The 17,548-nt window shown below is 31.8% G+C and carries 14 protein-coding genes and 1 tRNA gene; 3 read left to right on the forward strand and 12 right to left on the reverse strand.

What is annotated here, in order from left to right; all coding sequences use genetic code 11:
- Positions 1 to 2 precede the first annotated feature (2 nt).
- The 5 genes from Q0772_RS15815 to Q0772_RS15835 all read right to left on the reverse strand — a co-directional run bounded on the left by Q0772_RS15815 (position 3) and on the right by Q0772_RS15835 (position 6,621).
- On the reverse strand, positions 3 to 473 hold the full coding sequence (locus Q0772_RS15815) for a thioredoxin family protein (protein ID WP_298346793.1): 471 nt from the start codon (positions 471 to 473) through the stop codon (positions 3 to 5).
- A 19-nt stretch (positions 474 to 492) separates the two neighbouring features.
- Entirely contained in the window at positions 493 to 1,041 is a 549-nt protein-coding gene (locus tag Q0772_RS15820; protein ID WP_298346794.1) for a thioredoxin fold domain-containing protein, read from the reverse strand.
- An 86-nt stretch (positions 1,042 to 1,127) separates the two neighbouring features.
- A complete protein-coding gene (locus tag Q0772_RS15825; protein WP_298346796.1) occupies positions 1,128 to 2,912 on the reverse strand; it encodes a peptide MFS transporter in 1,785 nt (594 codons plus the stop codon).
- A 57-nt stretch (positions 2,913 to 2,969) separates the two neighbouring features.
- Positions 2,970 to 4,364, reverse strand: a complete 1,395-nt coding sequence (locus Q0772_RS15830; protein WP_298346798.1) for a peptide MFS transporter — start codon at positions 4,362 to 4,364, stop codon at positions 2,970 to 2,972.
- 22 nt (positions 4,365 to 4,386) lie between these two features.
- A complete protein-coding gene (locus Q0772_RS15835; protein WP_298346800.1) occupies positions 4,387 to 6,621 on the reverse strand; it encodes a S9 family peptidase in 2,235 nt (744 codons plus the stop codon).
- Between the two features lie 206 nt (positions 6,622 to 6,827).
- Here Q0772_RS15835 and Q0772_RS15840 point away from each other — a divergent pair, with 206 nt between their 5' ends.
- Both Q0772_RS15840 and Q0772_RS15845 read left to right on the forward strand, forming a co-directional pair.
- Complete coding sequence (locus tag Q0772_RS15840) at positions 6,828 to 8,153, forward strand: hydroxymethylglutaryl-CoA reductase, degradative (protein WP_298346802.1); 1,326 nt, start codon at positions 6,828 to 6,830, stop codon at positions 8,151 to 8,153.
- The gene (locus Q0772_RS15845; protein ID WP_298346805.1) at positions 8,146 to 9,060 is read left to right on the forward strand and encodes a GYDIA family GHMP kinase; all 915 of its coding nucleotides are present in this window, start codon (positions 8,146 to 8,148) and stop codon (positions 9,058 to 9,060) included. Before Q0772_RS15840 ends, Q0772_RS15845 begins: the two co-directional genes overlap by 8 nt.
- A gap of 63 nt (positions 9,061 to 9,123) precedes the next feature.
- Here the strand turns inward: Q0772_RS15845 and Q0772_RS15850 are convergent, their stop codons facing one another.
- The 7 genes from Q0772_RS15850 to Q0772_RS15880 all read right to left on the reverse strand — a co-directional run bounded on the left by Q0772_RS15850 (position 9,124) and on the right by Q0772_RS15880 (position 16,921).
- Positions 9,124 to 11,253, reverse strand: a complete 2,130-nt coding sequence (locus Q0772_RS15850; RefSeq protein ID WP_298346808.1) for a peptidylprolyl isomerase — start codon at positions 11,251 to 11,253, stop codon at positions 9,124 to 9,126.
- A 132-nt stretch (positions 11,254 to 11,385) separates the two neighbouring features.
- The gene (locus tag Q0772_RS15855; protein WP_298346810.1) at positions 11,386 to 12,675 is read right to left on the reverse strand and encodes a hemolysin family protein; all 1,290 of its coding nucleotides are present in this window, start codon (positions 12,673 to 12,675) and stop codon (positions 11,386 to 11,388) included.
- Complete coding sequence (locus Q0772_RS15860; protein WP_298346812.1) at positions 12,676 to 12,870, reverse strand: hypothetical protein; 195 nt, start codon at positions 12,868 to 12,870, stop codon at positions 12,676 to 12,678.
- A gap of 63 nt (positions 12,871 to 12,933) precedes the next feature.
- Positions 12,934 to 13,488: an LPS export ABC transporter periplasmic protein LptC gene (gene lptC, locus Q0772_RS15865; protein ID WP_298346814.1), complete on the reverse strand. Its 555-nt coding sequence runs from the start codon at positions 13,486 to 13,488 to the stop codon at positions 12,934 to 12,936.
- A complete protein-coding gene (locus Q0772_RS15870; protein ID WP_298346816.1) occupies positions 13,489 to 14,871 on the reverse strand; it encodes a tetratricopeptide repeat protein in 1,383 nt (460 codons plus the stop codon).
- A 17-nt stretch (positions 14,872 to 14,888) separates the two neighbouring features.
- Complete coding sequence (locus Q0772_RS15875) at positions 14,889 to 16,193, reverse strand: hypothetical protein (RefSeq protein ID WP_298346818.1); 1,305 nt, start codon at positions 16,191 to 16,193, stop codon at positions 14,889 to 14,891.
- The gene (locus Q0772_RS15880; protein WP_298346820.1) at positions 16,190 to 16,921 is read right to left on the reverse strand and encodes a type III pantothenate kinase; all 732 of its coding nucleotides are present in this window, start codon (positions 16,919 to 16,921) and stop codon (positions 16,190 to 16,192) included. Before Q0772_RS15880 ends, Q0772_RS15875 begins: the two co-directional genes overlap by 4 nt.
- A 181-nt stretch (positions 16,922 to 17,102) precedes the next feature.
- Here Q0772_RS15880 and Q0772_RS15885 point away from each other — a divergent pair.
- Positions 17,103 to 17,175: transfer RNA gene (locus Q0772_RS15885), tRNA-Phe, on the forward strand.
- Positions 17,176 to 17,548 lie beyond the last annotated feature (373 nt).

The following is a 17,548-nucleotide window of genomic DNA, read 5'->3' on the forward strand; positions in this document are numbered from 1 at the left end:
TTCTATATCGTTTTTTTCACAATACTATTCGCCACTTCTAGCCATTTTTCGGCACCTCCTCGCACATAACCTGTTTTACCTAAATTATTCAAATTCATTCTTCCATCAGGCAATTTTTCAGGACTCACAAAATAAACAGAAGGATACCCTCTAACTTTAAATATAGCTTGTAGTTGCCGGTTTTGTCCCTTTATTTTCTCGTCTTGGGGTGTTCTTCTTGGAAAATCTAATTCTACTAAAATCACATCATTAGACCATTTCTCAAAATCAGAAGTTTTAAAAACTTCATTTTGAAGCTTAATACACCAACCACACCAGTCTGATCCTGTAAAAAACAACATCATCTTCTTATTTTCCTTAACCGCTAAATCCATAGCTTCATTAATATCAGTATACCAAGTAAGTCTTTCTTGAGCAACATTACTAGCAGAAACCAAAACAGTTAAAAACAATGTAAATATAAAGTTCTTCATATATTTTATCTATTAAAAACTAGCTTTTAAACTTAGATTCAAAAGCCTTATAATATTCATTAAATTTTTCTTGAGTATCAAGCTTCTTGTGCTCGTCCTTGTTAAACATTTTTAAATATAATTCCATTTGAGAAACTGTTTTATATCCAATCAAAGGAAAAATTAAGTCACCTTTTTCATCTAAAAACATAACTGTAGGATAGGATCTGATTTGAAAATAGCGAGCTAATTCATGAGCAGAATTTCTTCTATTTGCTAAAGCTGGGTTGTAATTTGGATTCGTAAACTCTTTACCATTATAATTTACAACCTCGTTACCTTCTCCATTAAATTTTACCGCATAATAATTAGCATTTACATAATCTGCCACATCTTGATTCTGAAATGTGTTTTTATCAAGCATTTTACAAGGTCCGCACCAATTGGTATAAACATCCATCATAATTTTCTTTGGATTTTTATTTTGTAACTTAATAGCTTCATCAAAAGAAACCCAGTTAATCTTTTGCGCAATAGCATTTGAGCTTAAAAACGCTAATGCCAGTATAAAAAGTATAGTCTTGTTCATAATCTATAAGTTGCAAATGGTATGCCGAACTTACAAAAAATGCCCCTAAATAGGGACATTTTGAATATTTTTTAACGATTTATCGATTATCGAACACCGTGCATGAGCTTTTTGAGTAGTGGATTTAAGACTATTGAAATTACACCAACTCCTATTGGAATTAATGTGAATATCAAGAAAAAAGTTCCTAAAGAATATTCTTCTGAAATTTTATCAATCATTCCCCCCATGGTTCCTGCAGCCTTTTGACCAACGGCTATTGCTAGGTACCATACACCAAACATAAAACCTATCATTCTAGGAGGAACCAATTTACTTAAATACGACAATCCTACAGGAGAAATACACAATTCACCCATAGTATGTAACAGGTAGGCAAAAATTAGAAAAATCATACTAACTGAAGCTGTTTTAGCACCGGATGGAATTCCTGAAGCACCATAGGACAGAAATGCAAAACCAAGCCCAAGTAAAATTAAGCCTATACCGTATTTCATTGCTGCACTGGGATTATATTTACTCTCCCACCACCTTGAAAACAAAGGTGCTAATGTAATTATGAAAAATGAATTTAAAATCCCAAACCAAGTTGCGTCTACTTCATTTCCTTCTTGAGAAAATTTATCAGCTAATCTAAATATCACCAAAAACCATAGTCCAGCAAAAGCAACTCCTAAAATAATATTTGATAAACCTATTCTGGAAAATGTCTTTTTAGCCAATAAAATAAGTACCCATGTAATTATTATTAGAGGCACTGTTGTTAGTAGAGCATCAATAATTTTAAAAACCATTGCTGAATTCCCTATTAAATCTCGCTCTGTATAATCTCGAGCAAATAAAGTCATAGACCCCAATGATTGTTCAAAAAAAGCAAAGAAGAAAACAGTAAATATTCCAAAAATAGATACGGCTATAATTTTATCTCTTACTACTTTAATGTATCTTGAAATTCTAGTTACTAGCAGTATTAAAAATAATATAAGAGCACAAAGTACTACAACATTAGAACCACTTAAATCTCCAATTTGAAATGGTAATAAGTTTGTACCTCCTATCTTCTCTAGCGGATCATTAAATAGATATAGAAGTCCACCAACTGAAGATAGTATAATTAAAATTTTGTCAAATAATGTGAAGGGATTAAGCTTTTCTTCTATTTGATTTATAGTAGCATCAGACGGACTTTCTTCATTTATATTTTGAGGCAATTCAACCTCATATACTTTACTAGGCTTTGCACCAACGCTACCAAATAAGCTTCCTGCTAACCAAAACTGAAGCATTCCCAGAAACATAAATATACCAGCCAAACCAAAGCCCCAAGACCAACCAAAATTTTCGGCTAAATATCCGCAGAGCATCATTCCAAAAAAAGCACCTGCATTAACACCCATATAAAATATAGTGTAGGCTCCATCTTTTTTTGACTCCTTCCCCTTATACATTTCAGAAATTATCGAAGTAATATTAGGCTTAAAAAAACCTGTTCCAATAATTAAAAGCGCTAAACCTAGATAAAACGTAGTTGTAGTTTCAAAAGCCATTGATGCATGCCCTAAAGTCATTATTGTACAACCAATTACAACTGCCATTCTATAACCTGTGATTTTATCTGCCACCCAGCCTCCAATTATTGGCGTTAAATACAAAAGCGATGCATAGGTACCAATTAAAGCCAGTGCGTTCTCTCTAGCCCATCCCCATCCCGGGTTATCATCAATTATAGGTGCTGTTAAAAATATTACCAATAGAATTCTCATTCCATAGAATGAAAACCGTTCCCACATTTCAGTAAAAAACAACACAAATAGTCCTGCTGGGTGACCTATTACTTTATCCTTAAAAAGATTTTCAATATCCGTATTCATAGAGGAAAATTTAATGGTTATAATGAAGAAAACCCTCAAAAAGAGGGTTTATATTTTTTAGCTATCTGCTAATTCAAAGCCTTCTGCTTCTTTCGTACTAAAATCAGTTTCATTGTCTTCAGCTCCATGAGTAAGTGCTTTTAATTTCTTGAAGAAAAGAAAAACTAAAAACGCAAATACAATACAAAAAATGGCTATTCCTGTGAAGACTTTAAATTCTCCATAAACTGATGAAGATTCACCAAGTAACCCAGCAGCTTTATTTCCTAATCCTGTTGTTGCAAAATAAATACCCATCATAATAGATGCATATTTTGCTGGAGCTAATTTAGTAACAAATGAAAGGGAAACAGGAGATAAACACAACTCACCAATAGTATGAAATAAATAAGCTAAAACTAACCAAATCATCATTGAGCTTCCAGTATTATCATATTCCGAAGCTGCAGCAGACATAAATAAAAAACCAACACCAACTAAGCCTAAGCCTATAATCATTTTGAACAGGGATGATGCTTCAGTTCCTTTTAATTTTCGTTTAGCCCAATACGCAGCTATTGCGACACCAAGTGTAATTATGAAAAATGAATTTAAAGACTGAAACCATGTAGCTGGCACTTGCCAACCCATTAACATTCTATTTGTTTTCTCCCTAGCATAAATATTCATCAAACCTCCAGCTTGTTCAAACGCAGCAAAAAAAGCAATAATTAATAAAAAAGAGATTAGTAAAACTATAACCCTATCTTTTTCAATTTTATTTAGTGGTCTCTTATAGGCTTCTTGATCTTCAGCTTTATCAGATTTTCCCAAATAATTACCAACATGAACAAGGTACTTTTGTCCTGCCAAAAACTGAATTAGGCCTAATACCATTAATATTCCTGCCAACCCAAAACCATAATGCCATCCATGAACTTCACCTACATAACCAACAACTATTCCTGACAAGAAAGCTCCAACATTAATACCTATATAAAAAATGGTAAACCCTTTATCTCTACGAATATCTCCCTTCTTATATAGTCCACCTACCATTGTAGAAATATTAGGTTTTAAACAACCAACTCCAAGAATTATAAAAACGAGTCCTGTATAAAATGCCCACATAGCTTCAATTGCAAGAACACTATGACCTATAACTAACAGAATAGCTCCAAGAATTACCGACTTTTTCTGTCCTAGAAACTTATCCGCTAGGATACCGCCTGGAATAGACATTATATAAACTAGAGCGGTATACCAGCCGTAAAGAGATAAGGCTTCAACTTGAGTCCAACCAACACCAGGATTTAAATCCGTTGTTTTTGAAGTTAAATAAAGAACAAGAAGCGCTCGCATCCCATAATAGGAAAAACGTTCCCACATTTCTGTAAAAAATAAAACGTAAAGCCCTACTGGATGTCCAAAAAGTTCTCTTTCATGTGGTTGCTTTAATACCGAAGTTGCCATATATAATATTGTTGGTTAGTTTTTAGCCTTTAATCTTAAATTGATTCACTTTAGTTTCTTCTTCTTTTTGAATTTTATCACCAAGTGTTTCATTAATAAAATTGGTCATTTTTTTGTACAGGTGCAATCTAGTGTTTCCACCATAGATACCATGGTTTTTATCTGGATAAATAGCCCAATCAAATTGTTTATCAGCTTGAATTAAAGCCTCTGCCAAACGCATGGTGTTTTGTAAATGTACATTATCATCTCCAGATCCATGTACTAAAAGAAAATCGCCTTTTAATTTATCTACATGATTTATTGGCGAGTTTTCATCATAACCACTAGCGTTTTCTTGTGGCGTTGTCATATAACGTTCAGTATAAATAGTATCATAGAAACGCCAACTACTCACAGGAGCAACAGCAATTGCCATTTTAAACACATCGTTTCCTTTAAACAAACAATTACTACTCATAAAGCCACCATAACTCCATCCCCAAATACCAATTCTGGTAGCATCAATATATGGTAATTCCCCCAATTGTTTTGCTGCTGCAATTTGGTCTTCAACTTCATATTTACCTAATTCATTTTGGGTTACCTTTTTAAAATCTGCACCTTTCAAACCTGTTCCGCGTCCATCTATACAGGCAATAATATAGCCTTGTTGAGCTAAATGTTGGTACCAGTAATCATTAGCTCCATTCCAACGATTAGCAACCTGTTGAGATCCAGGGCCAGAATATTGATACATAAATAGCGGATAGGATTTAGAAGCGTCAAAATTTGCAGGTTTAATCATCCACATATTTAAATCATTTCCATTTACATTAATAGTACTAAACACTTTTTTGGATGTTTTAAATTCTGATAGGTTTTTAGCCAACTTATCATTGTCTTTAATACTCTTTATCAAATTACCAGAAGCTGCACTATTCAAAGTATATTCAGGTGGTGTAGTGGCGCTAGAGAATGTGTTTATAAAAAATGAAAAATCAGAACTAAACGCAGCATTGTTTGTACCTTCACTTTTTGTTAATCGTTTTTTATTTCTGCCATTAAGTTTTACAGAGTAAACATCTCTGTTTATAGAACCATTTTCAACCGATTGATAAAAAATGGTGTTCGTTTTATTGTCATAACCATAATAATTAGTTACTTCCCAATTTCCTTTTGTTACTTGGCTAATTAAACTACCTTTTTTGTCATAATGGTATATATGATTAAAACCATCCTTTTCACTTGTCCAAACAAAACTGTTATCCTTTAAAAAAGTCAAATTATCGGTAACATCAACATAGGCTTTATCCTTTTCTTCTAAAACTAGATTAGATGTATTAGTTTTTGCATTTATCATCCATAAATCTAATTCGTTTTGGTGCCTATTCATGTATTGAGCACTTAGAACATCAGGATTATTTGTCCATTTAATTCGAGGTATATAAAAATCTTCATAATCTTTATCTACTTGAACATCTTGTATTTTTCCTGAATTCAAATTGTAAATATGTAAAGTTACTAGTGAATTAGCTTCACCTGCTTTAGGGTATTTAAAAACTTGCTGCGTTTGATATAATTCTGAACCATAAACATCCATAGAAAACTCCGGGACATTGGTTTCATCAAAACGAATAAAGGCTATTTTATTACTATCTGCATTCCAATCGAAAGCACGAACAAAACTAAATTCTTCTTCATAAACCCAATCCGTTATACCATTAATTACTTTGTTCTTTTCACCATCAGAAGTTATTTGAGTGACTTTACCAGAACTTAGATCTTTAACATATAGGTTATTCTCTTTTGCAAAAGCAACTTGCTTACCATCAGGAGAGAACGTTGGCTCTTGAATTTTATCCTCAGAAATTAAATCTAAGTCTCCACGCTTTACACTATAAACATAATAATTTCCTAATGCAGAACGTCTATAAATAGCTTTTTCATTGGTTGCTAAAATCACCTGCTGTTCATCTTGACTAAAAGTATAATCCGTAAAATATGGTATCTCTTCTAATCCCTCAGAATTCACTAGAGTGCTAACTTTCCTTAACGTTTTATAATCATAAATATCTATAGACGTACTTCGCGATTCTCTATCAAAATTTAAAACAGAATATTGTTGCCCATTAGCCATAGAATGCAAAACATCCATTCGCTCTGTTCTAAACGTACCATCTTTCCAAATATCCTCGAGTGTAATATTTTTAGTTTGCGCAGTTGAAATTGCAGTAACAAAAAGACAAACAAAAAGGGAAAATTTCATGTGTTTCATAAATTTATTTAACCAGATTTATTAAGCAAAATATTAGTCAATTATACGAATTTAGCTCAAAAAGCTATTTTTTTCATAAAATGTTGTCAAGTTTACTAAAAAATATGCAAAAAACCCTATATATTAACACTTAAATAAGGTAGTTTGAAGCTGGGTAATAAATATTCATACCAAGAGTCTTATCTTTGCAACGCTAATTTTATGGTATGCGTAAATCTATTGCTGGTTTTTCTAAATTATCGAAGTCAAAAAAAATTGATTGGATTGTTAATACATATTTTTCAAATGCTGATGATGCCAAACGTATTTTAAAACAATATTGGAATACGGATGACAAACTACAACAACTGCACGACGAATTTATTGAAAACACTATTAGCAATTATTATTTACCTCTTGGTGTAGCACCTAATTTTCTAATAAATGATACGCTACATACTATTCCCATGGCCATCGAAGAAAGTTCGGTAGTTGCAGCGGCTAGTAAAGCGGCTAAATTTTGGCTAGAACGTGGTGGATTTAAAACCAAAGTGATTTCAACCACAAAAATTGGACAGGTCCACTTTACATACAAAGGTGATTTTGATAAATTAGTAACTTTTTTTAATCAAGTCAAATCGAAACTCATATTAGAAACCACAGCTATTACTAAAAACATGGAAAAGCGTGGTGGTGGTATTATTGATATTGAATTACGAAATAAAACAGCTGATATTGACAACTACTATCAGTTACACGCATCTTTTGAGACTTTGGATGCTATGGGTGCTAATTTTATAAATTCTTGCTTAGAGCAATTTGCAAAAACATTTAAACTAGAGGCCTTATCTTTTGATTTGTTTTCTGATGATGAAAAAGAAATTGATATTGTCATGAGTATCTTATCTAATTACGTTCCCAATTGTTTAGTCAGAGCTGAAGTGAATTGTAAGGTTGAAGATTTAACTGAAGGCGCAGGCATTTCAGGAGAAGCTTTTGCAAATAAGTTTATTCAAGCGGTTAATATTGCTGAAGTTGAACCATATAGAGCAGTAACACATAATAAGGGTATTATGAATGGTATTGATGCTGTGGTTTTGGCTACTGGAAACGATTTTAGAGCCGTGGAAGCTGGTGTACACGCTTACGCCTCAAAAGATGGACAATACAGTAGTTTATCTCACGCAAAAGTGGAAAATAATATATTCACCTTTTGGATGGAAATTCCACTGGCACTAGGTACAGTTGGCGGACTTACAGGATTACATCCATTGGTAAAATTTGCTTTAGAGCTATTACAAAAACCATCTGCAAAAGAGCTTATGCAAATTGTAGCCGTAGCAGGATTAGCTCAGAATTTTGCAGCGTTACGCTCATTAACAACTACGGGTATTCAACAAGGACATATGAAAATGCACTTGATGAATATTTTAAATCAATTTGAAGCTAATGATCTAGAAAAACAAACCTTAGTAGAGCATTTCAAAAATAACACGGTAACACACAGTGCTGTAACAGAAGCATTAAAAAACCTCCGAGTTCCCAGTGAATAATAAAGCCTTTTACAGCCATGGAAAATTACTCCTTTCAGGGGAATATGTTGTGCTTGATGGCGCTTTATCACTAGCTATTCCTACAAAATTTGGACAATCTTTAAGTATTACACCTATAGATGACCAAATTTTACACTGGAAAAGTTTTGACTATATTAAGCAGGTTTGGTTTGAAAATAAATTTAACATTATAAATTTTGAGGCTCTTAAACGAGAACAGAATGATGCTATATCAAATAGGCTTAGTCAAATATTAAAGGTTGTAAATAGCCTAAATCCAGAATTCATAAATAATAATTCAGGGCTTAAAATTGAAACACACTTAGAGTTTCCAAAAAACTGGGGTCTGGGTACTTCATCAACACTTATAAATAACATTGCTAATTGGGCTAATATTGATGCTTACACTTTATTAGAAGACACTTTTGGAGGTAGTGGCTATGATATAGCATGTGCTCAAAACAATTCTGCTATTACGTATCAATTGAAAAATAAAAAGCCCATAATTAAAAAAACAGATTTCAACCCTGTATTTAAAGAGCACCTTTATTTTGTCCATTTAAATAAAAAACAAAATAGTCGTGACGGTATAAAATACTATCGTCAAAATAAAGCCAATGACCAATCTGCCTTAAAAGATATTAATACTATAACTCTTGAAATGATAAATTCTACAACTTTAGAGCATTTTAAAAGCTTGATGATAGAGCATGAAACTATCATTTCAAAATTAACTAAGCAAACACCCGTAAAAAGACTTTTATTTAAAGATTTTAGTGGTGCTATTAAAAGCCTTGGCGCATGGGGTGGCGACTTTATAATGGTTGCCTCTAACCAAAATCCCACTAATTATTTTAAGAAGAAAGGTTATGAAACTATTATTCCGTATTCAGAAATGATACTTTAAGTAGACCTCATAAAAAAAGCCTCGAGAAACGAGGCTTTTTTTATTAATATTCTTGAGAACATACTATTGCACTTGCGTAGCAGCTCTATTATCTTCTATATCTGCAGCTTCTTTTAAAGCATTGTATAATTTTGAATTTACTGTGCCTGCCTTTTGTTGTTCAACTCTATTAGCAGCAGCTTGATAATTATCTAATTCTACAGCCGGTGTAATTTTGGTAACTTGCAATAAATAAACACCTTTTTCTCCTTCAATTAATCTAGAAGTTTCTCCTTCACTAAGTGCAAAAGCAGCACCAACAACCAAAGGTTCTCTACCTGCTCCAGAAATAGTCGGGTTTTTCATATTAATCCCAGTAGCAGTTCTTACACTAGTTTTTTCAGCAGTAGCCAAATCTTCAAGTGTTGTTGCAGTAACCCTGTCCTTAATAAGGGTAGCTTTCTTTTCTTTTCTTATAATTGGTAACACTTTTGCTGTGGCATCGTCAACAGACATTAATCCTTCTTCATTTTTAGCAACTAACTGAGCAATCACATAACCGTTAGGAATATTAAAACGTTTTATATCTCCAACTTCAGCATCTTCTTCAAAAGTCCAACGTACAATTTGTCTTTGGTTTCCAACACCAGGAATATTTTCATCTAAAACCTTAATTCCATTAACTGGTCTTACAAGATATTTATTTTCTTTAGCAAGGGCTTCAAAATCACTTTGTCCTGCTTTAATTTCAAAATTTGAAGCATCTCTAAATACTTTATCCGTTGTTTTTTCAGATGGTTCAATTTTTCTTGAAATGGTTCCTACTTGAACTGCTTTAGTTTTATTTTTTTGTCCTTCAACTTCTATAATATGAAATCCAAAAACAGTTTTAACAACTCCTAAATCTCCTGTTTTTCCCTCAAACTCAAAATCATTAAATTCTGGAACCATTGTGTTATAGGGATGCCAGTCATAACGTCCTTCCTTGGCTACACTACCTTGATCAGATGAAAACTCTTTTACAAACTCTGGGAATTTTGATCGGTTTCTTTTCAATATTGCTAATAAGCTGTCTGCAGTTTGTTTTGCTTCGGCTTCTGTTTGCTCTACATCGGGACTTGCACTTTGAGCACCTTTAAACGGAATCAATATATGTCTAACTTTAGCTGAGTCTGGTATTTGTTTTACAGCTATAACTTTAGTTACCTTAAAACGGGCATCATGTTTATATGGTCCATAAACCTCTCCTACTTTTAAATTATATATTTCATCCGCAGCTTCGGTAGGCAAACTTGATTTAAAAACAAAGCGCTTATCAAATTTAATATCAGAACCAGCAATTGTATTTATATACTCTTCATTATTTTTCACTTTTGAAAAAGCAATGATAGTATCTTTCCGTCCTCTTTCATCAACCAATCTTCCGTTAATGTAAGTTTCAAGTTCAGCTTTAATAGCATTTTCATCTTCAACTGATGCTGTTTCTTTAAACTCTACAAAACGAATATCTCGAGATGCATCAACTTTAAATTGTTTTTTATTTTCTTTAATATAGTTAGAAATATCTGATTTAGACACTTCAACTATGCTATCAGGAATAGAAGAAAATGGCACTTGTACATATTTAACATCTACTTTATTGCCTTCAAGCTCATGCTCTAATTTACCTTCTGCAAGTGTGCCAGTTAACCCCGCTTTAACCATATTAAAATAATTTTGGTTTAAAGCATTTGAAGCTACTTGCTTTTCATAATTCACCCAACTTAAAAACCCTTCCGGAGATGTTTCTTTTAAATTAGCAATGTATTCGTTCATTTTATTTTCATCAAATAATCCAGCCTCATTTAAAAAATTTGGATTTGTAGCTAACGAAGTTTTAAGTAAATCTCGCATCTGGTCTTTCTCAACAGAAATCTCTAACTCTTCAAATTGAGTTTCCATAACTGCTTGCCTTACCTCTTGTTCCCAAACTTGATTCATAACCTGTGTGTTGGTAGCATTTGGTCCTAATTGACGTTGTCTTTGCTCAACTTTTTGCATAAAATCTTCTCTAGTAATGTCTTTCCCATTAATGGTTGCCACAATGTTTTGCGACTTAGATGTTAATGCATCACTATTTTTGAATAAATCTGCTAATACAAAAGAAAATAATGCTAGAGCTATAATTAGTATTAAGAATAGTGAACGTTGTCTTATCTTATTTAAAACTGCCATTTGTAAATTAAATTTTAATACCCGATGTTGGGATTTGCTTGTTAAGTTGGTGTCAGTTATACGAAAACTGACAAAAATATCGTGCGCGAAAATACCATTTTCTATTCAATAATAAAAGTAGAAATCTGTATTTTAATCTTCTTCTAACACTTTGAGTTCTACCATATCAATTTTAGTATTAGAAACTTCTAATATGGTAAATTGAAAGGTTTCAATTTGAACAATATCATTTTGTGCAGGAATCTCTTCCGTATGGTTTACAATAAGCCCTCCAAGAGTTTCATAATTCTCACTTTCTGGAAGATTAGTTTTGTAAGTTTCATTAATATAATCGACCTCTAAACGTGCTGAAAATCTATAAATGCCCTCTTGCAAAGCTTCTTCAATTAAATCAACTGAATCGTGCTCATCCTCAATTTCACCAAAAAGTTCTTCAACAATATCCTCAACAGTCATAATTCCTGAAGTTCCTCCATATTCATCTAAAACTACAGCAATACTCCTACGCTTTTTAGTAAGCAGACTTAAAACATCTTTAATGAGAACGGTTTCTGGCACAAACTCAACTGGCACCATCATAGCTTTAATACTTTTTGTTTTTTTAAAAAGCTGAAAAGAATGTACGTAACCCAAAATATCATCAATAGTATCTTTATAAACTAGTATTTTGGTTCTTCCTGTCTCGGTAAACAATGCATTTAATGATTTAATGGTATCATTAATATCAACGGCTATAATTTCAGTTCTGGGTATCATGACTTCTCGTGCCTTGACCTCTGAAAATTCTAGAGCGTTTTGAAAAATTTGTATTTCACTATCAACTTCATCTTGTTCCTCAACAGATTCCATTTGCTCACTGATGTAATTTCCTAATTCAACTTTGGTAAACGCGAGTTGAATTTGATCTCCTTCAGTTTTAAAGAAAACTTTCAACACAAAATCTGATATCCATATAACAAAATCTGATATAAAAGTAAATAACAAATAAAAAATATATGCTGGAATTGCCAGAGCTTTTATTAATGTATTAGCATATATTTGAAAGAATACTTTAGGCAAAAATTCTGCAGTAATTAAAATTACAAATGTTGAAATTACGGTTTGCGATAACAAACTTAAATCTGTTAATAAATAATCTAAAAAAGGATAAGTTGTTGGTAATAATGATTGAAACCATTTCACCAAAACATCACCCATAAAAAAACCGTAAATAACCAGTGCTATATTATTACCAATAAGCATAGTGGTAATAAATTTTGATGGTTTAGCAGTAAGTTTAGTTAATGCCTTTGCAAGAACACCATCTTGTTTTTTTTCAATCTCAATATGGATTTTGTTTGAAGATACATAAGCAATCTCCATACCCGAAAAGAATGCAGAAAGAATTAATGAAGCAATTATAATAATAACATAAATGCTCATTTAATTTGAATTGTCTCTGTTTTCAAATTTTTTACTAAATTTTCTTCTAAAGAAATACATAAAAATAGCTAAGGCCGCTAAACCTAATGAAATGTAAGCACCATTGGTACCGTTACCCCATTTTGTTATACCATCATAAATAAATAATACAGCAAAAACTATATATGCATATTGAAAAATCTTAGAATATTTCATGATTAACATTTAAAGGAGTAAAGATACTCAAAATTGAGAAAGGTGATTTTATTAACTTAAAAATTAATCTTCAAGAGTAATTATACCTGTAACTTCCAGAACTTCTGCATTTGTAAAATTTGAGTTTGAGTCAAAACCATTACCATTTATAAGATCTTGGTCGGTTTTAAAACTCACAGGTTTGTTTGTATAAAGCCATTCTTTTTTCTGATCATAAAACAATTGGTTTGTTTTTAATACCCTATTATCATGAGTAGTAATAACCACATTATCTTGCATATCAATCAAATCTGTATTAGCATAAACATAGGCATTATCAGCAACAACCGTGCTTTTTCTGTTTTCCTTGTCATACACATATAAAGTTACACCATCTGTAAATTGATGAAAAGGAAAATCTCTGTTTGAATAATCAAACATTTTAGAACTAATTAAATTCGCTGTTACCCGTCCAGAGTCAGTATATTTTAAATTACTATTGTACTCAACACCAATTGGTTCATTTTCTGATATGCCAAGTTTTTGTACTTGTTTAAAACTGTCATTACATGAAAAAAACATAGTCACAATAAATATTGTGACTATGTTTGATATATAATATGCAACGTTTATTTTCATTTAGATACTAGGCACTTTTACAGAATCACCTATCCAACAACCAATATTGATGGTTTGTCCTGCTCTTCCAGAACTAAAAATTTCAGATTTTTGTGGTGCCTTTGCATTATAATTAGCAATAGATTTTCCAGCAGACTTTTTCAATGTTGGATCAACATTGGCAGCTTTTCTAGCTTCTTTTGCTGCCAACCAATAGACTGCTCTTTTATCAAAATTTGTTTGTCCACAATTATTAGCACTTTTAGCATACATAGCGGCAATAGCTAAATAAGGACGACCATTTGATGGATTAAGTTTTAAAGCTTTTCTATAATAGTTTCTAGCTTTTCCATAGCTACCTCTTGCTTTTAACTTTGTAGCTATTCTATAATATAATTTAGATTTCTTAAAACTATCTGTTTCTAAACCAATGGCTTGCTCGAAAAAAGCAATTGCTTCACTTGTTTTTCCTTCTTTATCTTTTAATAAACCTAAATAGTAAGCTGAATTTGCAGAAGGACTCAAATCATGATAAGCATTAACTAACTTAAAGAATAAAGGATCATCAGTACATTCTTTCTGTGACATTTGTCCAGCAGCCCTTTGCAACCAAATTGCATTAGTCTTATTCTCTTCAAAATCTCTTTGATATATAGGAATTAAATTCTCACAATTAGCTCTTGGACCTAGTTTAGCATCAATACTTCCAGAAATTAAATCGTAATTCTTTAAATAACTTTCATAATACCTCTTATACTTACCTTCTTTTTTTGTTAAAGCTGTACCAGCCTCTTCTTTTTCAATAAGTTTATTTAGTTTTCCTGAAAAGCTTTTAACTTCATCCTCTACTTTTTCAACAACATCGTCATATTTATTAAATAAATCTGCTGCAGGTTTTTTACCGGCATCATATAAGTCAACCATCAATGAAAAGTAAGTATATAAACTCTTTGGATTAGTAAATGTTTCCTTATCATAATGATAAGCTTTGTCAAAGCATTCATATAATTCTTCATTAGTTTTATTTAAAACATCTTTGTTATCATAAATTAATTGACAACCTTTTGCTAAGTATTCACCTTTTGGAGTTTTACTGGTAAAATGTTCACCACGCTGTTCCCATAATAAAATTAAATCATTTATGAATGTAACTTTTTCATCACCTGATGAGTTTTTAATTTTATGATTCAAGATTTTTTCCCCATCAATATATATAGCATTATTAAACTTAGGGCATTTATTTCTAACAGCCATCCAAGGCTCATATGCTGCATCGTAGTTTTTTGCTTTGGTATATTCATGGAATATAGAAAGCTTAGTCATACATTCTTCATCTTGTTGAGCAAAACCTAAGTTTAACCCAAGAAATAAAAAAGCTAGTAATAATGTAATTTTTGTTTTCATGATAATAATTTTATTTTTTAGTCGTACTTTCTTTTCTGAAACCATCTATCATTCAAAGATAAACTTAATTGTAGATTAATGAAATTCTCTTGTATCAAATTACTGTTAGTGGTACCTCGTTGACCAATTTCAAAACCTATATTAGCATTGGATAGTAATCTTATATCTCCAACTGGTATACCTATACCAAAAGATATGCCAAACTCTTTAATAGACTCATTTTCTATATTTAACCCTGTTTCTTCTGTTCTAAAACCAGCTCTATAAACAAGTCTTTTCCAATAACTTGAAAAAGAATTATATTCTGGTATATAAAATCCACCCAAAGAGAAAGAATAAGCATCCTCGTATGATGCACCACTATCTATTAAATCATTAGAAAATTTACTAGTCTTTAAAAAAGTTGTCTCTGCTCCAACAAACCATTTCCGTCGTTCTCCAACACCGGCACCAAATGCTATTCGTGACGGTAGTATTAAATCTGTATCTCTTAATCCGTTTGATTCTAGATTTACTTCTATAGTATTTCTAACAAATTCCTGACCAGTAGAACCAATTGTAATAGTAGAAATTGACCTTTCATTTTTTGAAGACAAATTACTCTCAGGACTATAGGTTAAACTAGAAACTAACTCTATTTTTTTACCTAATAAGGTTTTATAAGATAAACCAAAATTCATATTCAAACCACTTAAATCAGATCGATTATTTTCTCGTGTTTGATATTGCGTAAGTATACCATCTGTATACTGAAAATTAACAATACTATTCTCTACATTACCGAAATTATATTGAAAATCAACTCCAACAGTAAGTCCTTTAGTAATTTGATAACCAAAACCTAAAAAAGCCTTATTTAAACCACCCTCACCCTGAAACCTATTTTCAATATTATCATTATCATTAAAAGACTCTAGCTTATAACCTACAGAAGTGTAAGGAATTAACCCAAAACCAAAACCAAACTTTCCCAAAGGAACGTTTAACGCTAAATAATCAAAAGTACTTGAAGAGGCTTTATCACTACTTTGATTACTTTTTAAATCACTGCTCGAATAACTTCCACCAACAGTAAATTTTACAGGCCTACTCTCATTATTCCAAATAGCTAAATTATCCCCTGCATAGGAGGCTGGATTACGTAAGTTAACATGAATACTATCACTATAAATACTCAAACCCCCCATACTTCTATTCTCAACAGTACCTTTAAACTTAAGACTTCCAATGCCATAAAAAGAATATGGAGATGTTGTTCCTTGCTGTCCATAACTGTGAATTGCAGTTACTACAATAAAAACTAATACAAGTTTTTTAATCATTCGTTTGAGTTAAATTGTAAAATAAAGTTTAATCCCTCTAAAAGAAAATTAGGATTGGCAAATATGCTACTTTTTAATTGTTTAGACAAGAATTTAGCATCACCTCCTGTTAAAATTACTGTTAAATCTGGATATTTAAGTTTATACGATTCTATAACACCATTTATTTCATTTAAAATACCATAAATCACTCCAGAGTGAATAGACTCAGTCGTGGAATTTCCAATAATACTATTGGGCATTTCTGAATCCAATAACGGTAAATTTGCAGTTAAATTATTTAACGATTTATATCGCACCCTAATACCTGGTGAAATTGCTCCACCTAAGTACTCATTTTTACTATTAATAAAATCATAAGTTACACAAGTTCCCGCATCTATAATCAGTACATCTTTCTCAGAAAACTCATTAATGGTACCACAGACTAAAGCAATCCTATCAACACCTAAAGTTTTAGGCGTTTTATAAAGATTATTAAAAGGTAACGTAATATCAGAGTCTAAAATCAACAACTCAAAATATGAAGAAATACGTTCTACATCTTTAGTTTTTAATCTTCCAACAGAAGAAATAATAGCTTTATCAATACTATCATATTCTCTTCTCAAAACTCTTATTTCACTAATCACACTATCTATCTTAGTGGTAACCTTATGTACCATCTTATCATTGGTAAAAATAGCAAGCTTAACAAAAGAATTGCCAACATCAATAATTAAATTCATATCTCTGAAAAGGATAAATTTACAAAATGACTTACAATAACGATTCCTAATTTTGCTATAATATTAACTAGAAATAAGTTAGCTTTTAAATATCAAAAAAATAATGTGATTGAAACAATTTTTTCCATATTTCTCTTGGCGAATAGTAAAAATGAGTATATATTTGCAACCGCTTTGGCGAGGTACCTTAGCTCAGTTGGTAGAGCAAAGGACTGAAAATCCTTGTGTCCCTGGTTCGATTCCTGGAGGTACCACAAAAAAATCCCGAAACTTTAGTTTACGGGATTTTTTGTTTTCATAAATTTTTCTCTTTTAACAGCTTAATGGCGGGTTTTTAAGAAAAATAAAAACCGCGCTATCCGCTATATCTTTCTGCGAAGACTCGAACTTGTTTCAGAATACTACCATCAATAAACACACTTAGCTAAGATTTAAACTAATATCTTATACATTTTCGCATAAAGGATGCCGCTTTTATCGCTCCCGCACTCATCCGCCAACAAGTTTTTTCAACCATAACAAGGCTTTATTTATATAGATAAAGTTTAGACAAAAAAAATCCCGATACAAAAAATGTATCGGGATTCAAAAAAGGCGACGACCTACTCTTCCACAAATGTAGTACCA

Origin of the sequence: uncultured Algibacter sp. (assembly GCF_947490405.1) — a bacterium.
GTDB lineage: Bacteria > Bacteroidota > Bacteroidia > Flavobacteriales > Flavobacteriaceae > Algibacter_B.

Excerpts from the sequence above, each read along its gene's own strand:
- Q0772_RS15815 (WP_298346793.1), bottom strand. The coding sequence starts at position 473 with ATGAAGAACTTTATATTTACATTGTTTTTAACTGTTTTGGTTTCTGCT.
- Q0772_RS15820 (WP_298346794.1), bottom strand. The coding sequence starts at position 1,041 with ATGAACAAGACTATACTTTTTATACTGGCATTAGCGTTTTTAAGCTCA.
- Q0772_RS15825 (WP_298346796.1), bottom strand. The coding sequence starts at position 2,912 with ATGAATACGGATATTGAAAATCTTTTTAAGGATAAAGTAATAGGTCAC.
- Q0772_RS15830 (WP_298346798.1), bottom strand. The coding sequence starts at position 4,364 with ATGGCAACTTCGGTATTAAAGCAACCACATGAAAGAGAACTTTTTGGA.
- Q0772_RS15835 (WP_298346800.1), bottom strand. The coding sequence starts at position 6,621 with ATGAAACACATGAAATTTTCCCTTTTTGTTTGTCTTTTTGTTACTGCA.
- Q0772_RS15840 (WP_298346802.1), top strand. The coding sequence starts at position 6,828 with ATGCGTAAATCTATTGCTGGTTTTTCTAAATTATCGAAGTCAAAAAAA.
- Q0772_RS15850 (WP_298346808.1), bottom strand. The coding sequence starts at position 11,253 with ATGGCAGTTTTAAATAAGATAAGACAACGTTCACTATTCTTAATACTA.
- Q0772_RS15855 (WP_298346810.1), bottom strand. The coding sequence starts at position 12,675 with ATGAGCATTTATGTTATTATTATAATTGCTTCATTAATTCTTTCTGCA.
- Q0772_RS15860 (WP_298346812.1), bottom strand. The coding sequence starts at position 12,870 with ATGAAATATTCTAAGATTTTTCAATATGCATATATAGTTTTTGCTGTA.
- lptC (WP_298346814.1), bottom strand. The coding sequence starts at position 13,488 with ATGAAAATAAACGTTGCATATTATATATCAAACATAGTCACAATATTT.
- Q0772_RS15870 (WP_298346816.1), bottom strand. The coding sequence starts at position 14,871 with ATGAAAACAAAAATTACATTATTACTAGCTTTTTTATTTCTTGGGTTA.
- Q0772_RS15875 (WP_298346818.1), bottom strand. The coding sequence starts at position 16,193 with ATGATTAAAAAACTTGTATTAGTTTTTATTGTAGTAACTGCAATTCAC.
- Q0772_RS15880 (WP_298346820.1), bottom strand. The coding sequence starts at position 16,921 with ATGAATTTAATTATTGATGTTGGCAATTCTTTTGTTAAGCTTGCTATT.